Origin of the sequence: Caballeronia sp. DA-9 (assembly GCF_051615025.1) — a bacterium.
Lineage (GTDB): Bacteria > Pseudomonadota > Gammaproteobacteria > Burkholderiales > Burkholderiaceae > Caballeronia > Caballeronia sordidicola.
Genome location: NZ_CP195133.1, coordinates 70,317 through 88,336, shown reverse-complemented (window position 1 = coordinate 88,336; position 18,020 = coordinate 70,317). Strand labels below are relative to the sequence as shown.

Sequence of the window (18,020 nt, the reverse complement as noted above, 5' to 3'; positions counted from 1 at the left end):
CGCGAGCGGCCCTATCGGCCCATTTGCCTGACCAAATCTACCGGCCATGATTGTAAGCAAAATGTTAGATATGGGCGCTGCGGAAAAATTCAATCACCTGTGCGAAGTTGCGAGTTTGATACCTAGTCCGACGAACGCGCTGCCGACCACCCGGTCCAGCCACAGCTTGACACCCGGCTTGCCGGAAAATCTCTCGGTCACGCTGCCGGCGATCCACGCCACGATGGTGTTCCAGAACGTACTGATGACAACAAACACGCACCCGAGCGCAAGAAACGCGAGTGTCTTGTGCGGACTGCCGGCCGCAACGAACTGCGGAATGAACGAGACGAAAAACAACACCACTTTCGGGTTCAACACATTCGTGACGAAACCTTGCATGAAAACTTGCCGCAGCGACTTCGGCTCGCGTTTCACGCGTGATTCAGGAACTCCGGGTCCGGCAGCCACGGTCGTGGCCGGTTTCCTGAAGATCAGTCTCACGCCAAGGTAGATCAGGTAAATCGCGCCGGCAAACTTGACGATAGTGAACGCAGTAGCGGAAGCCGCCAGCAACGCCGTCAGGCCAAATGCGCAAGCCATCGTATGCACGAGACAGCCCGCCGCAATGCCCAGCGCCGATACCACGCCCGCCCCGCGTCCCTGCGCCACGCTTCTTCCGACGACATATGCCGTGTCCGGACCCGGCGTCACGCTCAAAAGCACAACCGCCAGAATAAACAGAGTGAAACCGGTGATGCCGAGCATTGCGGGAGACCTTTGAAAAACGACGGAGAGTTGCAATCGAATTTGATTCAGGCGCCTGGCGCGACTTCCCGAAGCTCGAAGCGCTGCCCTTTCACAATAGGCGATCCAGCCAGGAATTCGCGCACCGGCAAGCGCTTGCCGCCCGGTTTTTGCAATTGCGTAAGGCGTAGCGCGCCCCGACCGCAGGCCACGACCAAACCCTCAGCATCGCTTTCCAGGATTACACCCGCCTCTGCGTCTGCCTTCAACTCGACAGGTTCAGCGGCCCAGATCTTCACCGCAACGCCCCCGATGGTCCCGAACGCGCCGGGAAACGGATCGAATGCGCGAATTTGCCGCGCCAGCGCACTCGCCGGACGACGCCAGTCGAGCGCCGCTTCGTGTTTCGCGATTTTTTCTGCGTAAGTTGCGCCATCTTGTGGCTGTGGCGTTGAAGGCAGAGCGCCGTCGCGCTCCAGATCGCGCAGGGTGCCGACTATGAGATCCGCGCCCAGTTGCGCCATGCGGTCGTGCAGCGTCGCAGTTGTGTCCCGCGCCTCGATGCCAATGCGCCCTTCACGGATCATGGCGCCGGTGTCGAGGCCGGCGTCCATCTGCATGATCGTGATGCCGGTCTCGGTGTCCCCCGCTTCAATCGCGCGATGAATCGGCGCGGCGCCCCGCCAGCGTGGCAAAAGCGAACCGTGGATGTTGATTGCGCCGAACCGTGGTATGTCGATAACTTCCTGCGGCAGGATCAGGCCGTATGCCGCGACCACCATGACGTCGTACGGCGTCTCCTTCAGCCGCTCAATAGCGGCAACCGCCTCTTCCGGATACTTGCCGTTACGACGCAAAGACGTCGGTTGCGCGACTTCCAGGCCGTGCTCGAGCGCAAACCTCTTCACCGGACTCGCGGCCAGTTTCATGCCACGCCCAGCCGGCCGGTCGGGTTGCGTCAATACGAGCGGCACATGAAAACCGGCAGCATGAATAGCAGCCAACGCGACAGCCGCAAATTCAGGCGTTCCTGCAAACACGACACGCAGCTTTTGAGTCATCGATCCGCCAACCTGCAAATTCCCGCATCAAACTTCATGAATCGACGCGTCACAGCGCCTTTTCGAGCTTTTTCATCTTGCCGCGAATCCGCGTCTGCTTGAGCGACGACAGGTATTCAACAAACACACGTCCCATCAGGTGATCCATCTCATGCTGGATACACACGGCCAGCAAACCTTCGCAGTCAATCTCGAAGGTTTCGCCCTTCTCGTTCAGCGCCCGCACGCGGACCTTTTCCGGCCGCTCGACAAAGTCGTAGATGCCCGGAACTGACAGGCAGCCTTCCTCATGATCTTTCTTCTCGTCGCTCGACCAGATGATTTCAGGGTTGATGAACGCCTGAAGCTGGTCATGCGTGTCCGAGACGTCGATCACGATCACGCGTTCGTGTGCGTCCACCTGCGTTGCGGCCAGGCCGACGCCGGGCGCCGCGTACATGGTTTCGGCCATGTCGGCGACGAGCTTGCGAATCCGGTCGTCGACGACTTCTACGGGTTTCGCGACCTTGTGCAGCCGCTTGTCCGGGTAGGTGAGTATGTGTAGCAGAGCCATGATTCAGATTATCGATGCACGCCGTGGCGCGCGATAGTCGGCCATTCGGCCAGGTTGTAAAAGATTGCCGGTATCCGGAAGATGATTGGGCTGAATGAACGTACTTCAACGCCCGTTCAGCGCCGCGAATTTTGCGGCAACGCCCTGGTCCCGCGCGCCCTGAACGTGGTCGCCCGGCCAAGCTTTTTTATTTCGGTATATGAAAATTTTAACATGACGCCTTTCCTGTTGCCGACGGCCGACGCCGCGCCCCGCCTGGGCGCAACCGACCCGGAGGACGTTTCAGCCTGGCTGCGGCTCGCAAACGCGAGCGGTTTGCCGCCCATTGCATTGCGCGCGCTGCTTGCGGAATTCGGCAGTCCGCACGCTGTGCTTAATCAATCGTTCGGTGCGCTTGCGGGTATCGCCGGCGAGAAAGCGGCGCGCGCCGTGCTCGCGCCGCCGCCCGGTTCGGAACTCGGCTCCTTCGAGGAATGCCTCGCGCGCACGCTTGAATGGGCGTCCATCAAAGGTAATGCAATCGTCACGCTTGCCGATACCGCTTATCCACCGGCGCTCCTGACCATGCCCGATCCGCCGCCCTTGCTATATGTAAAGGGACGGCTGGACTTGCTGCAATCGCGGGCGGTGGCGATTGTCGGCAGCCGGAGCGCGACGCCACAAGGTATTGAAGACGCAAAGCGCTTCGCTCAAGCGCTTTCCAATGCGGCGCTCGCCATTGTGTCGGGGCTTGCGCTCGGAATTGACGGCGCCGCGCATCGCGGCGGCTTGAGCGGACCGGGCAGCACGATTGCCGTGATCGGAACCGGCGCGGATCTGGTTTATCCGTCGCTGCATCACGCGCTCGCGCATGAAATCGCGGAAAACGGCGTAATTGTCTCCGAGTGGCCGCTCGGAACACCCGCGCGGTCAGCGAATTTTCCTCAGCGCAACCGGCTGATTGCCGGACTTTCGAGCGGCGTGTTGATTGTCGAAGCGGCCATGCGTTCGGGGTCGCTGATCACCGCGCGGCTCGCGAACGAAATGGGACGCGATGTGTTCGCCATACCCGGATCGATCCACGCGCCGCTTTCGCGCGGGTGTCATCGGATGATCAAGCAAGGGGCGAAGCTCGTTGAAACGCCCGAGGACATTCTTGAAGAGTTTGGCATTCACGTAACGACTGAAACTGAAACCGCGGCGGCCCCGCGAAAACGCGGCAAGACGCGCGTGGTGAAAAACCTCAGTGAGCGCGAACCAAACGAAGACGAGTTCGCGTTGGAACTGCAAAGCGCCAGGATCAACCGGCCGGCGACCGCGTCGTGGGCATCGGCGAAAGTTGAAAATCCCGACGCCGACCGTCTGCTCGACGCCCTCGGTCATTCCCCCGCCACGCTTGAAATTCTCGGTCAACGCACCGAAATGGATGGCGCAACGTTACAAAGCCTGCTGCTGCAACTTGAAATGTCGGGGCGGATCGGCGCGTTGCCGGGCGGCCGATTTATCCGCGTCGAGCGCTGATCTTTGGCGTCATGCTACATTCGCCACAAAATCAGCCGTTTGCTACGCCGCACCAAACGCCCAGGACAACGACGCAAGGACCAAAAGGAATCATGCCCGCGCTGAATCTCGACACCGACGCCGACCAGATCGCCGAGCGCATGGCCAGCGCCGGCACGCTGCTCGTCGCCTGCCTGTGCGCCGAGTGGTGCGGGACGTGCCGGGATTATCGGGAAGGTTTCGACAAGCTTGCAGATGCCCATCCGGACATCTGTTTTGCGTGGATCGATATTGAAAATCAGGCGGACCGGTTCGACGACCTCGACGTGGAGAACTTCCCGACCATATTGATCGAGGACGCTGTGACCACGCGGTTTTTCGGCACGGTTTTGCCGCAAACGTCCATTGTTGCGAGGATGTTGACGGACCTGAGCGCATTGCCGGGCATGACCGGAGCACCCAAAATACGGCCCGCGCTGGTCACCGCATAGACTCCGCTCAAGAAAAACGCACCCGCCAAGTGAAACGTCTTTGACGGTTGGATCACGAAGCGCCCACATTCACCGTTCGGCAGCGCGCGTTTCGCTAAAAGCCAAACCGCGCGCCGCACGCCATATGCTATAAAGCGGACGTTAACGAGCCCGAACCCCGCGAACCAAGCCGCGGAAACCGGCCTCATGCCAGTCCCTAACTAGAATCGAGTCATGTCCAAAGCCCTGATCATTGCTGAAAAGCCTTCTGTCGCGAACGACATCGCGCGCGCTTTGGGCGGTTTCACAAAGCATGACGAATATTACGAGAGCGACGACTACGTACTGTCGTCGGCGGTGGGCCATTTGCTGGAAATTGCCGCGCCCGAGGAATACGACGTCAAGCGCGGCAAGTGGAGTTTCGCCAATCTGCCGGTCATTCCGCCGCATTTCGACCTGAATCCGATCGCAAAAAGCGAATCGCGCCTGAAGGTGCTGACCAAGCTGCTCAAGCGCAAGGACATTGACCGGCTGATCAACGCCTGCGACGCGGGGCGCGAAGGCGAGCTGATTTTCCGCCTGATCGCGCAGCACGCGAAGGCCAAACAGCCGGTGCAGCGCCTTTGGCTCCAGTCCATGACGGCCGGCTCCATTCGCGAAGGTTTCGCGAACCTGCGCAGCGACGCCGACATGCAGCCTCTTGCCGATGCCGCCCGTTGCCGCTCTGAAGCCGACTGGCTGGTGGGCATCAACGGCACGCGCGCAATGACCGCGTTCAACAGCAAGGGCGGCGGTTTCTTCCTGACCACCGTTGGCCGCGTTCAGACGCCAACGTTGTCTATTGTCGTGGAACGTGAAGAAAAGATTCGCCGGTTCGTGCCGCGCGATTACTGGGAAGTGCGCGCTGAATTCATCGCGGCGAAAGGGATTTACGAAGGACGCTGGTTCGACCCGAAATTCAAGCGCGTCGAAGGCGATCCGGAACAGCGCGATTCGCGGCTGTGGAGCTTGCCCGCCGCCGAATCGATTGTTGCGGCTTGCCGCGGCAAGACCGGCACCGTTACGGAAGAAGCCAAGCCGTCCACGCAGATGTCGCCCTTGCTGTTCGACTTGACGAGCCTGCAGCGCGAGGCCAATGGCCGCTTCGGTTTTTCGGCGAAGAACACGCTCGGCCTGGCCCAGGCGTTGTATGAGAAGCACAAGGTCCTTACCTACCCGCGTACGGATGCCCGCGCGCTGCCCGAGGACTACATCCCGACGGTAAAAGACACGCTCGCCATGCTGAAGGAGAGCAACAACTATTTGCCGCACGCGAAACAGGTCCTGGACAAGGGCTGGGTGAAGCCGAACAAGCGCATCTTCGATAATTCCAAGATCAGCGATCACTTCGCCATCATCCCGACTCTGCAGGCGCCGAAATCCTTGTCGGAACCGGAGCAGAAGCTGTACGACCTCGTCGTGAAGCGTTTCCTCGCGGTGTTTTTCCCGGCAGCCGAATACCTGGTCACCACGCGGATTACCGAAGTCGCGGGTCATCACTTCAAGACTGAAGGCAAGGTGCTGGTCGAGCCGGGCTGGCTGCAGGTCTACGGCAAGGAAGTCAGCGGCGACGACGACAACCTCGTGCAAGTCCAGAAGGACGAGAAGGTCGACGTCGAAAAGGTCGCGGCGCATGGCCTCGTCACGAAACCACCTGCTCGATACAACGAGGCGTCGTTGCTCTCGGCTATGGAAGGCGCGGGCAAACTCGTGGAAGACGAAGAGTTGCGCGAGGCAATGGCGGCGAAGGGACTGGGAACGCCAGCCACGCGGGCGGCGATCATTGAAGGGCTGCTGGGCGAGAAGTACATGGTGCGCGAAGGCCGCGAGCTGATTCCAACGGCCAAGGCGTTCCAGTTGATGACCTTGCTGCGCGGCCTGGGCGTAGAGGAACTGACGGCGCCGGAGCTGACCGGCGAGTGGGAGCACAAGCTGTCGCAGATGGAACGCGGCAATCTCCCGCGCGACGAGTTCATGCAGGAAATCGCGCGCATGACGCAGACCATCGTGAAGCGCGCGAAGGAATACGACTCGGACACCATTCCCGGCGACTATGCGACGCTCGAAACGCCGTGCCCCAATTGCGGCAGCCAGATCAAGGAGAACTATCGGCGATTCGCTTGTACGAAGTGCGAATTCTCGATGTCCAAGATTCCTGGCGGACGGCAGTTCGAGATTCCCGAAGTCGAGCAGTTGATCAGGGACAAGACCATTGGGCCGCTGTCCGGTTTCCGCAGCAAGATGGGCCGGCCGTTCTCGGCAATCCTGAAGCTCGCTTTCGACGACGAAATCAAGAACTGGAAGCTCGAGTTCGACTTCGGTCAGGACTCCGGCGGCGAAGATGGCGAACCCGTGGATTTCTCGGACCAAACCCCGGTTGGCGCTTGCCCGAAATGTCACTCGAAAGTGTACGAACACGGCATGAGCTATGTCTGCGAGAACTCGGTCGCGAATCCGAAAACCTGCGATTTCCGCTCGGGCAAGGTGATTCTGCAGCAGGAAATGTCGCGCGAGCAGATGACGAAGTTGCTCGAAGAAGGACGCACGGACCTGCTGACTGGCTTCAAGTCGTCGCGTACGGGCCGCAACTTCAAGGCGTTCCTTGTGAAGCAGCCGGACGGCAAGATTGGCTTCGAGTTTGAGAAGAAGGAGCCGAAGCCGGGCGCGAAGACCGCCGTTAAACGCGGTGCGGCGGCGCCAGAAGCAGAAGACGAGGGCGACGGCGACGTAGCTGTCGCGGCGAAGACTGTCGCGGCGAAGAAAACGGTTGCAAAGGCTGCGGCGAAGAAAGCGCCTGCGAAGAAAGTTGCAGCGAAGAAGGCGGCGGCTCGGAAGACGGGTTAATTTCCCTGAGGCCGGCACCAATCGAAAAAGCCCGCGATTCGCGGGCTTTTTCTTTCATACAGTGACGCACGGCAAAGTCCTCTCCATCAGAACGGCGACGGCATGGATAGCGGCGAACGCGTGCGCGACTTGACCGGCTTGCCATTGAGCTTGCTGTCATCGGAAGGGGCGTTAGCAGCGTCAGTGGGACGGGATTCAAAACGCGAGCCGCCTTCCGCCTCCGCATATGCCGCATGAGCAACCAAAGGCTCGCTGTCGTCGTCGTTGATGGCGGGAGAACCCGGCTGCAGCGCGCCGTCCTTCACCCACTGTTCGCCAAGCTGGTGATTCGGCGTCTTGCTGAAATACTCAACAAGGTGATCGATGAACGTGCGCACCTTCGCCGGCAAATGGCGGCGGCTCGGATACGCCACGTTGATCTCGACCTGCGGCAGCTTGTAGTCGCCCAAGAGCCTCACCAGCTTGCCACGCGTGGTGTCGTTGCCGATCAGGTAGCTCGGCAGGATCGCGATACCCATGCCAAGCAGCGCGAACTGCCGCAGCATCTCGGTATTGTTCGCCACGATCACGTTCGTCGGCCGCACGCGCACTTCGCCTTCGGGACCGGTGAACACGCGCTCATCGCCGAAATATTCCGATGGCAAACTGAGCGACGGATGTTCAGCCAGATCTTCAGGCCGTGAGGGCACGCCGTGCTTTTCAAGATACGCGGGCGTGGCGCAGACAGTCAGGCAGCCGGTCGTCAGGCGTCGCGTGACAATGCTCGCGCTGCGCATCTGGCGCGCGATCACAATACCCACGTCGAAACCTTCTTCAACCAGATCGACCTGCCGGTCGACCAGCGTCACGTCGGGCACCACCTTCGGATAGCGCTGCGCATACGTCTGCAAAACCGGCGCAAGGTTATGCAAGCCAAACACGACGGGTGCGACAATTCGTAGCGATCCAACTGGCTCGTGGTTGCGTGCCACGACCATTTGTTCGACGTCTTCGAGTTCATCGAGGATCTGCCGCGCGCGTTCCAGATAGACCTGACCCGATTCGGTCAGCGAGAGGCTGCGCGTCGTGCGGTTGAGCAGACGCGTGCCGAGCCGCCCTTCCAGATCCGCAATATGGCGCGTCGCCACGGCGTTCGAGATATCCATGGCGCCGGCTGCGCGGGCAAAACTGCCAAGATCCGCCACTCGGACGAATACTTTCATCGACTGCAAATGATCCATGAGACTACTCCTGCTGCTAGACGGCCTCTTTTAAATTCCTGAAGCAATTCGGAATTATCCTAGGACTCGCGTTTTCGTGCAGAAGTTGCCGGAAATCTCACTTTTCCCGATAAAAGATTTCGACTTTACCAAGCAGTAAGGTGAAAGAAGATCGATTGTTGCTGAATCCGGAACACCCACGCCCGAAAAGTATTCACGACCCAATTTTGAAAAGCTGGCTCAGGCAATTTTGACGCAGTAAAGCAGGGAAATGACGGGATGCCGCCTACATAACGACTTGTCGTTGATTATGTCGACTTCCGTCACTAATCCCGCGCTCGAATTATTACGCCGACAGGCGTTGCTCAATGCCCAGCTTGGTTTCGGCGAGTTCTTGCGGGAGCCCTTGAGCCAGTTTTTTGAACAATTCGTCGTGAAGTTCCAGTTCCGCACGCCATGCGGAGTCCTGCACCGAGATCACCCGCTCAAATTGCTCATGCGAGAAATCAAGCTTGCCCCAGTCGATGTCGCCATAGCCCGGCGAAAATCCGAACGCATGTTCTTCGCCTTTCGCCGTGCCATCTATACGCCCAATCATCCACGTCAGTACGCGCATGTTGTCGCCAAAACCGGGCCACGCAAACTTACCGTCCGCGCCCTTGCGGAACCAGTTCACGCAGAAAAACTTTGCCAGCTTCGCGTTGAGCTGCGTGAGCCGCTCGCCCATTTTGAGCCAATGCCCGAAGTAATCGCTCATGTTGTAGCCGCAGAACGGCAGCATGGCGAACGGATCGCGCCGCACGACGCCCTGCTGGCCGGCCGCGGCCGCCGTTGTTTCGGATCCCATGGTCGCGGCCATGTAGACGCCCTCGCGCCAGTTGCGCGCCTCCGTCACTAGCGGCACCGTGTCCGAACGGCGTCCCCCGAAAATGAACGCATCGATAGCCACGCCCGCGGGATTTTCCCAATCGGGATCGATGGAAGGACACTGCGCCGCCGGGGCCGTGAACCGCGCGTTCGGATGCGCGGCTTTCGTGCCGGACTCAGGCGTCCAGTCCTTGCCCTGCCAGTCGATCAGATGCGCCGGCGGCGTGTCCGTCATGCCTTCCCACCAGATATCGCCATCGTCGGTCAGCGCCACGTTCGTGAAAATGACGTTTTCCTTGAGCATTGCCATGGCGTTGAAGTTGGTCTTCTCGCTCGTGCCTGGCGCCACGCCGAAGTAGCCGGCCTCGGGATTGATCGCGTAAAGACGGCCGTCGCGTCCTGGCTTGATCCAAGCAATGTCGTCGCCAATCGTCGATACCTTCCAGCCCGACATGTCGTGCGGCGGAATCAGCATGGCGAAGTTGGTCTTGCCGCAAGCCGAGGGGAACGCCGCCGCGACGTGATATTTGCGCCCTTCCGGCGATGTCACGCCGAGAATCAGCATGTGCTCGGCGAGCCAGCCTTCGTCGCGGCCCATTGTGGATGCAATCCGTAGCGCGAAGCATTTCTTGCCGAGCAGCGCGTTCCCGCCATAACCCGACCCGAAGCTCCAGATCTCGCGGTTTTCCGGAAAATGGACGATGTACTTCGTGTCATTGCACGGCCACGGCACGTCCTTTTGCTCCGCTCGCAACGGCGCGCCGACCGAATGCACGCACGGCACGAACTCGCCGTCCGTGCCCAGCACGCCATACACGGCGCTGCCCATGCGCGTCATGATGCGCATGTTCGTCACCACGTATGGGCTGTCCGTCAGTTCCACGCCAATATGCGCGATGGGCGAACCGAGCGGCCCCATGGAAAACGGCACGACATACATCGTGCGTCCGCGCATGCAGCCGTCGAACAGGCCGTTCAGTGTGCCCCGCATTTCCTTCGGATCGATCCAGTTGTTCGTTGGACCAGCCTCTTCAGAGCGCGCCGAACATATATACGTGCGGTCCTCGACGCGCGCGACGTCAGACGGATCGGAACACGCCAGGTAGGAATTCGGTCTTTTTGCGGGATTGAGGCGCTTGAGGGTGCCCGCGTCGACCATCTGCTGGGATAAACGATCGTATTCCGCCACCGATCCGTCGCACCATTCAATCCGGTCCGGCCTGGCAAGCGCCGCAATCTGCTGTACCCAGTCGATGAGCTTGCGGTTCTTGACATATGCTGGCGCTTCACTGCCGGCGACATTTTGGTCCACCACTGCGGGCTGGTTCATCGAGCACACTCCGTTCTTGGAAGAGAAAACGGTTGCAACCCGCCGGCGCTGCTCGCGAGAGGCGCATTTCAGGTCGCCAGATGCTCTGCACGGCGGAACTCACGCGCTGGTGGCGACACAAAACCAAGGCTTGCGTCGGGAGTTGACGGGTCTGGCGCCGACTGCCGTCTGAATCGCGGCTTGCGTCGGCACGGAACAAACTGTTAAAAAGAGATAGGAATGTCTCCATCGATTGCCGGTTTTCCGGCTTTGGCGATGCGTGAATGAGCCAATGAGTCGCTGGATGGCTCGCTGCGCATTCGAAACGCATTCGATATTCGTTCATTAGCTGTTGGCGGCCGGCAATTACCACGACAGCGCAATAGCAGCTTAACAAGACGCGATGCCTGGATTTCGGTGAATTTATACGTAATTACCCGAACTTAGCTCGTCGTTTCCTGTCCATCTTCGAATTTCTGCAGCACGTTTGATGCCTATCAAAAGCCAATCCATGCCAATCAAAATTGCCATTCTCGACGACTACCAAGATGCCGTTCGTAAGCTTGATTGCTTCAATCTGCTCGCAGATCACGAAGTCAAGGTCTTCAATAACACGGTGCGCGGGCTCGGACAGTTGGCTAGCAGACTTTCGGAAGTCGAAGCCCTGGTTTTGATCCGGGAGCGCACCCGAATCAGCTCCCAGCTGCTCGATAAATTGCCGCGGCTGCGCATGATCAGCCAGACCGGCAAGGTGGGCGGCCACATTGAACTCGACGCTTGTACGGAGCGCGGGATTGCCGTTCTGGAAGGCACCGGGTCGCCGATCGCTCCGGCCGAATTGACGTGGGCGCTGATCATGGCGGCGCAGCGGCGCATTCCGCAGTACGTCGCGAACCTCAAGCAAGGCGCGTGGCAGCAATCCGGGCTGAAGACATCCGCGTTGCCGCCAAACTTCGGACTCGGGCAAGTGCTGCGCGGCCAGACGCTTGGCATCTGGGGTTACGGCAAGATCGGCCAGATACTTGCCGGCTATGGCAAGGCGTTCGGCATGAAGGTGGTGGTGTGGGGGCGCGAGCATTCGCAAGCCGCCGCGCACGCCGATAGCATCGACGTTGCCGAGAGCCGCGAGGCGTTGTTCGAGCAAAGCGACGTGCTCTCGCTGCATCTGCGTCTGAACGACGAAACCCGCGGCATTGTCACGGCAGCGGATCTGATGCGCATGAAACCGACTGCGTTGTTTGTGAATACGAGCCGGGCCGAGTTGCTTGAGGAAAACGCGCTGCTCAACGCGCTGCATCACAACCGGCCGGGCATGGTTGCTATCGATGTGTACGAGAGCGAGCCGATCCTGCAGGGTTACAGCCTGCTGCGCATGGAAAACGTCATTTGCACGCCGCACATTGGCTATGTGGAACGTGAGAGCTACGAGCTGTATTTTTCGGCGGCGTTCAAGAACATTCTCGCTTTCGACGCCGGCGACACATCCAGCGTCGCCAATCCGGAAGCACTGGTTGGTGGACGCCGGCGATAATTCAGATCGTCGAAATTTCGATGGACGGTTCGCATCGGACGGGGAAGTTCACCGAGTTCGCGAGAAAGCAGAACGCATGCGCTTCCTCGTGCAGGCGTTCCGCCAGCTTCAGGTCGCCGCCCGCGCCTATGAGCACTTGCGGGCGCAAAAGAACGTCGGTGAAACGGCCGCTTCCCTGCTTCGTTTCTTCCATTGTGCCGATGGGATCGTCCACGTAGCCCGTCACCACAACGCCGTTCACGGCGCACAGATGCAGATACCAGAGCATGTGGCACGACGAGAGCGACGCGACGAAAAGCTCCTCCGGATTGTGGCGCGTGGCATCGCCGCGAAAGGCCGGATCGCTCGATGCTTCAATGGCAGGCTTGTTCGCCGCGCGCACCAGATGGTCGCGCGAGTAAGCGTCGTAGCTCGACGTGCCTGAACCCTGATCGCCGGTCCAGGCGACTTGCAGCGTGTACTTGTGCTGTTTGGTCATCGTTCGACACTCCCGTTCAGTGTTGCGCCGCTGCGCTCAGCACTTCGGGCAAGCGGATGAGAAATTGCTCGCCGTCCGCGCGTCCCAGATCGTACGCCGGCCGCATCAGCGCCGGACTCGTGTAGTCCCACGATGAAATCGGCACCTTCCGCGACGGCTGCACATAGACGCGGCGCTGGTCGCGGTGCTTCCCATGTTCGCCGTGCTCGACCATGAATATCCGCGGGCGCGGATACACGCGCGTCACCATCACCAGAACCAGTCCCGGCGATGCATCCAGCGCGCCCACCGGCACATTGTCGACCATGCCGCCATCGAGCACGGGCCGCCCCTGCCGGCGCAGAACCGGCGTGAACGGCGGCGTGCTCGACGATTGCAGGATCAGATCAGCGAGATCCTCGACCGTCGCGCACTCTTGCGCCTTTACGAATTCCGGATGAAAACCGAGCGCTTGCCCAAGTGTCGGATGCAACTTCTTGCGCACGTATTTCTCGATGTTATAGGCGATCAGTCCCGCCGCCACCGCACTGCGTGCGCCGAGCCAACGCGGCAAATGCGACACACCAATACGAATTTCCGGCGCAGCCTTCAACGTTTGAAACCGGTCGCCATAGATATCCAGCAATGCCTGCCGGTATATCCGATAGTGCGGAAACACCGATTCGCTGCGCAGCAAATTGCCCCAATACGCGTTCTTCGAGTTATCGCGCAGCACGTGGGAGTAATAGTCCATCACCCATTCCGAGTGATTCGTGTAAAGCATGCACGCCGTGGCCGCGCCTGCCGAGATGCTGGTGATGACGCGCGGACGCAGCTTCAGTTCCGGCTGGACGACGTCCCAGAAACCGGCCTGCCACCAGCAGCGGTTGCCGCCGCCGGCGAATACGACTTGATCGAACATGGTTTTTTAGGCGAGAAGCATGACAGTGGTGGTCGCGTGCGCGGCGAGCGCACCGGTTTCATCGTGGAGTTCGATTTCGCCGAAGACCAGATTGCGGCCGCGACGCAGAATGACCGCGGTGACAAGGACATCGCCGGCTTTCACGGGACGCAGGAAACTCGTGGTCAGGGAAACGGTGGTCATCGGCTGGAAACCGCCGAGTGCGTGCGAAATGGCAACGATCATGGCGGTATCGGCGGCGGCCATGAAAACCTGGCCGCAGATCACGCCGCCCGCGTGACGCAGTTTGTCGGCATGCGGCAGGCGGAGCGTGACGCGCTCGTCCGAAGCGCTTTCCAGCGATAACCCCAGGTCACGAATCCACGGCGCGAAGGTGGTTTCGAGCAAAGTGCGGATAGCGGAATCGTCCATGATGTCTGGCTGTTTTAAGCACGGCCGTTCGCCGCTCGAACGCCATGATAACGGTTCCCGCATTCAATTTTCGAGATAACGGATGAACGGCCGCGCCATATGCGCCCACGCTTTCGGCTGTCATTGGGAGGGAATTCCGGATTTTGTAGCGCCGATAGTTGCGCAACTCGAGAAAACGTCGCTATAATTCGGATTCAGTTTTTCCGGGGCGTTAGCTCAGCTGGTAGAGCAGCGGACTCTTAATCCGTAGGTCGACAGTTCGAATCTGTCACGCCCCACCAAGTATTTGAAAGGCCGGTTAGCAAAAAAGCTAACCGGCCTTTTGCTTTTGCTTTTGCGCGCTTCCATCAGAAGAATAATCATTCCGCACGCGCTGTTTCCCTTTTTTGCAATTCCTCACAATGGCAAATGCCGAAAGCCCCCAGAATTACACGCTCGAGATTCTGGATTTGTTCAGCGGGAGGCCGAATGCATGCCATTCCAGTAAGTTATAACGACCACGTCCTGATGCCGCTTGCCGCAGGCGAGCGCGGCAGTTTTGCATCGATGATCATCGTCACCAAGCCTGATGGCGCGCGCTGGGCGTCTGGCGTGCTCGGCTACTTCAACGAACCGGACGACGCGTGCCGCTTTGCAATTGAATACGGAAAGGCGGAAGCGGATGGACGAAAGCCTCCAAGAAACCTGAAACCGGCCGGTCACGCGTAGCGGCTGTTCGCACGAATAAAACACGAAGCCCGCGGAATCGCGGGCTTCGTGTTTTTTAGAGCGCTTCAGTGTTTGTGATGCAGCCAGCTCATGTGATGTGTATCGAGCCACTCACGCATCTTCGCCGGGCCGTCCGAATTCTCGGGATGATCCCGCCTATACCGCCGCCCTAGCACCGCCGCCATTACGATCAAAACCGCAAGACCTACAACAAAGCCAATCATTGACTCAGTCACGGGCGCCTCCTTCAAATGCCTCGCCGGTTATTACAGTGTAGGTCACGCTTATCGAAACACGAAACCGGCGTAAAAAAGCCCAGACAATGAAGCTGGGCAAATCCACCGGGCGGCCCGGTGGAGGAGGTTCTTATCTGGGCTTAAAAAGAAGCGAACTGCTTAGCGCACGGCAGTAGAAATGATATGAAAAGAAATTCTATTGCCAGATCCCGATAAGATTAGTGACCCATATAGACGGAACGGACACTGTCGCCTGTCGCGGAATGAACATTTGAACCGGAATCGGACGTACCGCTCGATACACCGCCGTAACCCGTTTGGGCGCCATTCTGCGCCGCTACCCGCGCTTCTGCAGCCTGAATGTTCGCAGGGTAGTCGTAATCATTTGCAGTGGCAGGGTTATAGCCGGCGGCTTCGATCTGAACCAGTTCCGCCTTTACTTGAGCGCGGGTAAGCGGTTGATTCGATTGAGCAAAGCTTACTGCTGGGACAGCCAGGACCGCGGCAACCACAACGGCTTGAATAAGTGACTTCATGATGCTTACCTCCGACTTTTGTTTTCCCGCGATCAACGTTGATCGCGTTCTATGGATACAGTCTAGGTAAGCCAAGTCCGAAAATTAAGCCCTAAGCAGGCAAGAGATTATTGTGAATTTAGGTGTAAACCCTAAATGCCTTCGACCTCGGTTGATACGCTTACAAATAAAATATCGGATGTCCGTGGCACGCGAAAAAAAATAGAAGATGGGACACTGAGCGCTCGCTCCTTTGACCTTGATGACATGCTTCCCACCGTTCTCGTATTGATCCCACTTCAGGCCGACAGCTACGCAACCGTATCGGCGGCTTTCAAGCTCATTAACGCCCTCGATCAAACAAAACTCGATTACGCCCTCACGCACCACTCCGATGAAATCCGCGCCGTGCTGACCAATGGCACCGTGGGCCTGGACGCGGCATCGATCGCCCGGTTGCCGAAACTCGAACTGATCGGCGCACTGGGCGCGGGCTACGAGAACATCGCGCGGGACGCCGCGCGGGCACGCAATATCGTAGTAGTGAACGGTGCGGGCACGAACGACGATTGCGTCGCCGATCACGCATTTGCGCTGCTCCTCGGCGTGGTTCGGCAGATCCCGGCGCTCGACCGCGCGTGCCGCGAAGGCGTCTGGCGTGACGAACTGCCGTTTCAACCGAACTTCTCGGGCAAGAAACTCGGTGTGATCGGCCTGGGTAATATCGGCAGGAAGGTCGCAAAACGCGCGCTTGGATTCGATATTGAAGTCGGTTATCACAATCGGCAACCGAACGCGGACGTGAACTACACATATTTCGATTCGGCAACCGCGCTTGCGCAATGGGCCGATTACCTCGTGGTCGCGACGCCGGGTGGCGCGGGAACAAAACATCTGATCGACGCCAACGTGCTCGCCGCGTTAGGCGCGCGCGGATATCTGGTGAACGTGGCGCGCGGCAGCGTCGTGGATACCGCCGCGCTTGCCGATGCTCTTGAACGCGGCGTGATCGCGGGCGCGGGGCTGGACGTGTACGAGGGCGAACCGGCGCCGCCAGCCTTGCTGACCGGCTCGGAGCGCGTGGTCCTCACGCCGCACGTGGGCGGCCGGTCGCCGGAAGCCGTGGCGGCGTCGGTGCAGATGTTCGTCGATAACGCCACCTGCCACTTCGCCGGCATGCCTGTACTGACACCTGTTTGAAAGCTCGCGCGGGGTCGCCCGGCGAGCTTTGCCGCGATCCCGTATCGTGTCGGTCTTGCCGCCGATCTCGCTTCCATCTCAAAACCGTGCCCGACCCAACCACGCTTCTCCCCGATGCCCCCATGACCGCGCAGCAACGCCGCGGCATGGCGGCCATGCTGCTGGCCGTATCGCTTGCCACGCTCGATACCGCCATCGCAAACACGGCGCTTCCCGCCATCGCCCACGATCTTCACGCGACGCCGGCCGCTTCCGTCTGGATCATCAACGCGTATCAGCTCGCGATGGTCGCCACGCTCTTGCCGTTCGCGGCGCTCGGCGGGATTGTCGGGCATCGGAAAATCTATCTGGGCGGCTTGATCCTGTTTCTCGTGGCGTCGCTGACCTGCGCGTTGTCGTGGTCGCTGCCCACGCTCACCGCCGCCCGGTTGCTGCAGGGAATTGGCGCGAGCGCGGTCATGAGCGTGAACACGGCGCTGATCAGCGCGATTTATCCTCATCACCGGCTCGGGCGTGGACTCGGGCTGAATGCGTTGATTGTGGGGATATCGTTCGCGGTCGGGCCAACGGTTGCATCGATCGTGCTTTCGCTTGGCACGTGGCCCTGGCTGTTCGCGGTGAATCTGCCTATTGGCTTGACGGCATTGTTTATCGGCTGGTCTGCGTTGCCTGAAACGCCGCGCACCACACACGGTTTCGATCGCGTGGCGGCCGGCTTGAATGTGGTGACCTTCGCCGCGCTGGTGTTCGCGCTCGGCGAGGCGGCGCAGCGCGCGCCCACGCATATTGTGTTGATGGCGTTCGGCGTAACCGTGGTCGCGGGCGCCCTGATGTTGCGTCGAGAACGCGGTCACCCCGCGCCGATGCTTCCCGTCGATCTGTTCAAACGGCCGATGTTCGCGTTATCGACGGCTACCGCTGTTTGCTCATTCGCGGCGCAAGGGCTCGCGTTCGTGTCGCTACCGTTTTATTTCGAAAGCGTGCTCGGGCGCAGCCAGGTTGAAACGGGTTTCCTCATGACGCCGTGGTCCGTGATGGTCGCGTTGCTCGCGCCGGTGGCCGGCCGCTTGTCGGATCGGCACCCGCCTGGCTTGCTTGGCGGCGTTGGCCTGGCGGTCATGTGCGCGGGAATGGCTTCGCTGGCGCTGTTGCCGGTACATCCCCACGCATTCGATATCTGCATTCGCATGGCGATTTGTGGCGCGGGTTTCGGGTTCTTCCAGTCGCCGAACCTGAAAGCGCTGATGGCGAGCGCGCCGCGCGAGCGAAGCGGCGGCGCGAGCGGCGTGGTCGCGACGGCGCGGCTGGTCGGCCAGGCGACCGGGGCCGCACTGGTAGCACTCAGCTTCGGCATTGCAGGTCATCGCGGACCGGCGCTGGCGCTCGCGCTTGGCGCGGGGTTCGCGGGCGTGGCAAGTATTGCGAGCGGCTTGCGCCTGATTACCCGCGACAAACCCGGCGAACCGATGCAAACCGCAACCAAATAAGCGGCG

17 protein-coding genes and 1 tRNA gene are annotated in these 18,020 nt (G+C 60.0%); 8 read left to right on the top strand and 10 right to left on the bottom strand.

Features of this window, described 5'->3' with window-relative positions; translation table 11 throughout:
* Window positions 1-93: 93 nt before the first annotated feature.
* From ACRWA7_RS16565 to def, 3 genes are read right to left on the bottom strand one after another with little or no spacing between them, the layout of a single operon-like run.
* The gene (locus ACRWA7_RS16565; RefSeq protein WP_438394997.1) at window positions 94-747 is read right to left on the bottom strand and encodes a LysE family translocator; all 654 of its coding nucleotides are present in this window, start codon (window positions 745-747) and stop codon (window positions 94-96) included.
* 47 nt (window positions 748-794) lie between these two features.
* Window positions 795-1,787 (bottom strand): methionyl-tRNA formyltransferase, encoded by a 993-nt coding sequence (fmt, locus tag ACRWA7_RS16560; protein ID WP_438394995.1) that lies wholly within the window; start codon window positions 1,785-1,787, stop codon window positions 795-797.
* 49 nt (window positions 1,788-1,836) lie between these two features.
* Window positions 1,837-2,340, bottom strand: a complete 504-nt coding sequence (gene def / locus ACRWA7_RS16555; protein WP_060817542.1) for a peptide deformylase — start codon at window positions 2,338-2,340, stop codon at window positions 1,837-1,839.
* Between the two features lie 213 nt (window positions 2,341-2,553).
* On the opposite strand from def, the gene dprA reads away from it, so the two are divergent.
* The 3 genes from dprA to ACRWA7_RS16540 all read left to right on the top strand — a co-directional run bounded on the left by dprA (window position 2,554) and on the right by ACRWA7_RS16540 (window position 7,172).
* Entirely contained in the window at window positions 2,554-3,840 is a 1,287-nt protein-coding gene (gene dprA, locus ACRWA7_RS16550; RefSeq protein WP_438394994.1) for a DNA-processing protein DprA, read from the top strand.
* A gap of 92 nt (window positions 3,841-3,932) precedes the next feature.
* Entirely contained in the window at window positions 3,933-4,310 is a 378-nt protein-coding gene (locus ACRWA7_RS16545) for a thioredoxin family protein (protein ID WP_438394993.1), read from the top strand.
* 213 nt (window positions 4,311-4,523) lie between these two features.
* The gene (locus ACRWA7_RS16540; RefSeq protein ID WP_438394992.1) at window positions 4,524-7,172 is read left to right on the top strand and encodes a DNA topoisomerase III; all 2,649 of its coding nucleotides are present in this window, start codon (window positions 4,524-4,526) and stop codon (window positions 7,170-7,172) included.
* Window positions 7,173-7,258: 86 nt separating this feature from the next.
* Here ACRWA7_RS16540 and ACRWA7_RS16535 read toward each other — a convergent pair whose 3' ends face one another.
* Window positions 7,259-8,392: a LysR family transcriptional regulator gene (locus tag ACRWA7_RS16535; RefSeq protein ID WP_060817545.1), complete on the bottom strand. Its 1,134-nt coding sequence runs from the start codon at window positions 8,390-8,392 to the stop codon at window positions 7,259-7,261.
* Between the two features lie 325 nt (window positions 8,393-8,717).
* On the bottom strand, window positions 8,718-10,568 hold the full coding sequence (locus ACRWA7_RS16530) for a phosphoenolpyruvate carboxykinase (GTP) (RefSeq protein ID WP_438394991.1): 1,851 nt from the start codon (window positions 10,566-10,568) through the stop codon (window positions 8,718-8,720).
* 496 nt (window positions 10,569-11,064) lie between these two features.
* Between ACRWA7_RS16530 and ACRWA7_RS16525 the strand changes: the two genes are divergently transcribed.
* The gene (locus ACRWA7_RS16525; RefSeq protein ID WP_438396859.1) at window positions 11,065-12,078 is read left to right on the top strand and encodes a D-2-hydroxyacid dehydrogenase family protein; all 1,014 of its coding nucleotides are present in this window, start codon (window positions 11,065-11,067) and stop codon (window positions 12,076-12,078) included.
* Between the two features lies 1 nt (window position 12,079).
* On the opposite strand, the gene ACRWA7_RS16520 is transcribed toward ACRWA7_RS16525, so the two are convergent.
* Genes ACRWA7_RS16520 through ACRWA7_RS16510 form a run of 3 tightly spaced genes read right to left on the bottom strand, consistent with a single transcriptional unit; the run spans window position 12,080 to window position 13,868 of the window.
* Window positions 12,080-12,556, bottom strand: a complete 477-nt coding sequence (locus tag ACRWA7_RS16520) for an OsmC family protein (protein ID WP_438394990.1) — start codon at window positions 12,554-12,556, stop codon at window positions 12,080-12,082.
* 16 nt (window positions 12,557-12,572) lie between these two features.
* Window positions 12,573-13,457, bottom strand: a complete 885-nt coding sequence (locus ACRWA7_RS16515) for a patatin-like phospholipase family protein (RefSeq protein WP_438394989.1) — start codon at window positions 13,455-13,457, stop codon at window positions 12,573-12,575.
* Window positions 13,458-13,463: 6 nt separating this feature from the next.
* Window positions 13,464-13,868 carry a PaaI family thioesterase gene (locus tag ACRWA7_RS16510; RefSeq protein WP_060817782.1) on the bottom strand — a complete coding sequence of 135 codons (405 nt, stop codon included), beginning with the start codon at window positions 13,866-13,868 and terminating at the stop codon, window positions 13,464-13,466.
* A gap of 205 nt (window positions 13,869-14,073) precedes the next feature.
* On the opposite strand from ACRWA7_RS16510, the gene ACRWA7_RS16505 reads away from it, so the two are divergent.
* Both ACRWA7_RS16505 and ACRWA7_RS16500 read left to right on the top strand, forming a co-directional pair.
* Window positions 14,074-14,149, top strand: a tRNA-Lys gene (locus ACRWA7_RS16505).
* Window positions 14,150-14,336: 187 nt separating this feature from the next.
* Window positions 14,337-14,576 carry a hypothetical protein gene (locus ACRWA7_RS16500; protein WP_060817549.1) on the top strand — a complete coding sequence of 80 codons (240 nt, stop codon included), beginning with the start codon at window positions 14,337-14,339 and terminating at the stop codon, window positions 14,574-14,576.
* A gap of 65 nt (window positions 14,577-14,641) precedes the next feature.
* Here ACRWA7_RS16500 and ACRWA7_RS16495 read toward each other — a convergent pair whose 3' ends face one another.
* Both ACRWA7_RS16495 and ACRWA7_RS16490 read right to left on the bottom strand, forming a co-directional pair.
* Window positions 14,642-14,812 (bottom strand): hypothetical protein, encoded by a 171-nt coding sequence (locus ACRWA7_RS16495; protein ID WP_167353900.1) that lies wholly within the window; start codon window positions 14,810-14,812, stop codon window positions 14,642-14,644.
* A 218-nt stretch (window positions 14,813-15,030) separates the two neighbouring features.
* Window positions 15,031-15,348, bottom strand: a complete 318-nt coding sequence (locus ACRWA7_RS16490) for a DUF4148 domain-containing protein (RefSeq protein WP_438394987.1) — start codon at window positions 15,346-15,348, stop codon at window positions 15,031-15,033.
* Between the two features lie 246 nt (window positions 15,349-15,594).
* On the opposite strand from ACRWA7_RS16490, the gene ACRWA7_RS16485 reads away from it, so the two are divergent.
* Window positions 15,595-16,527 (top strand): 2-hydroxyacid dehydrogenase, encoded by a 933-nt coding sequence (locus ACRWA7_RS16485; RefSeq protein ID WP_060817550.1) that lies wholly within the window; start codon window positions 15,595-15,597, stop codon window positions 16,525-16,527.
* A 122-nt stretch (window positions 16,528-16,649) separates the two neighbouring features.
* Window positions 16,650-18,014, top strand: a complete 1,365-nt coding sequence (locus ACRWA7_RS16480) for an MFS transporter (protein WP_438394985.1) — start codon at window positions 16,650-16,652, stop codon at window positions 18,012-18,014.
* Window positions 18,015-18,020: the final 6 nt, after the last annotated feature.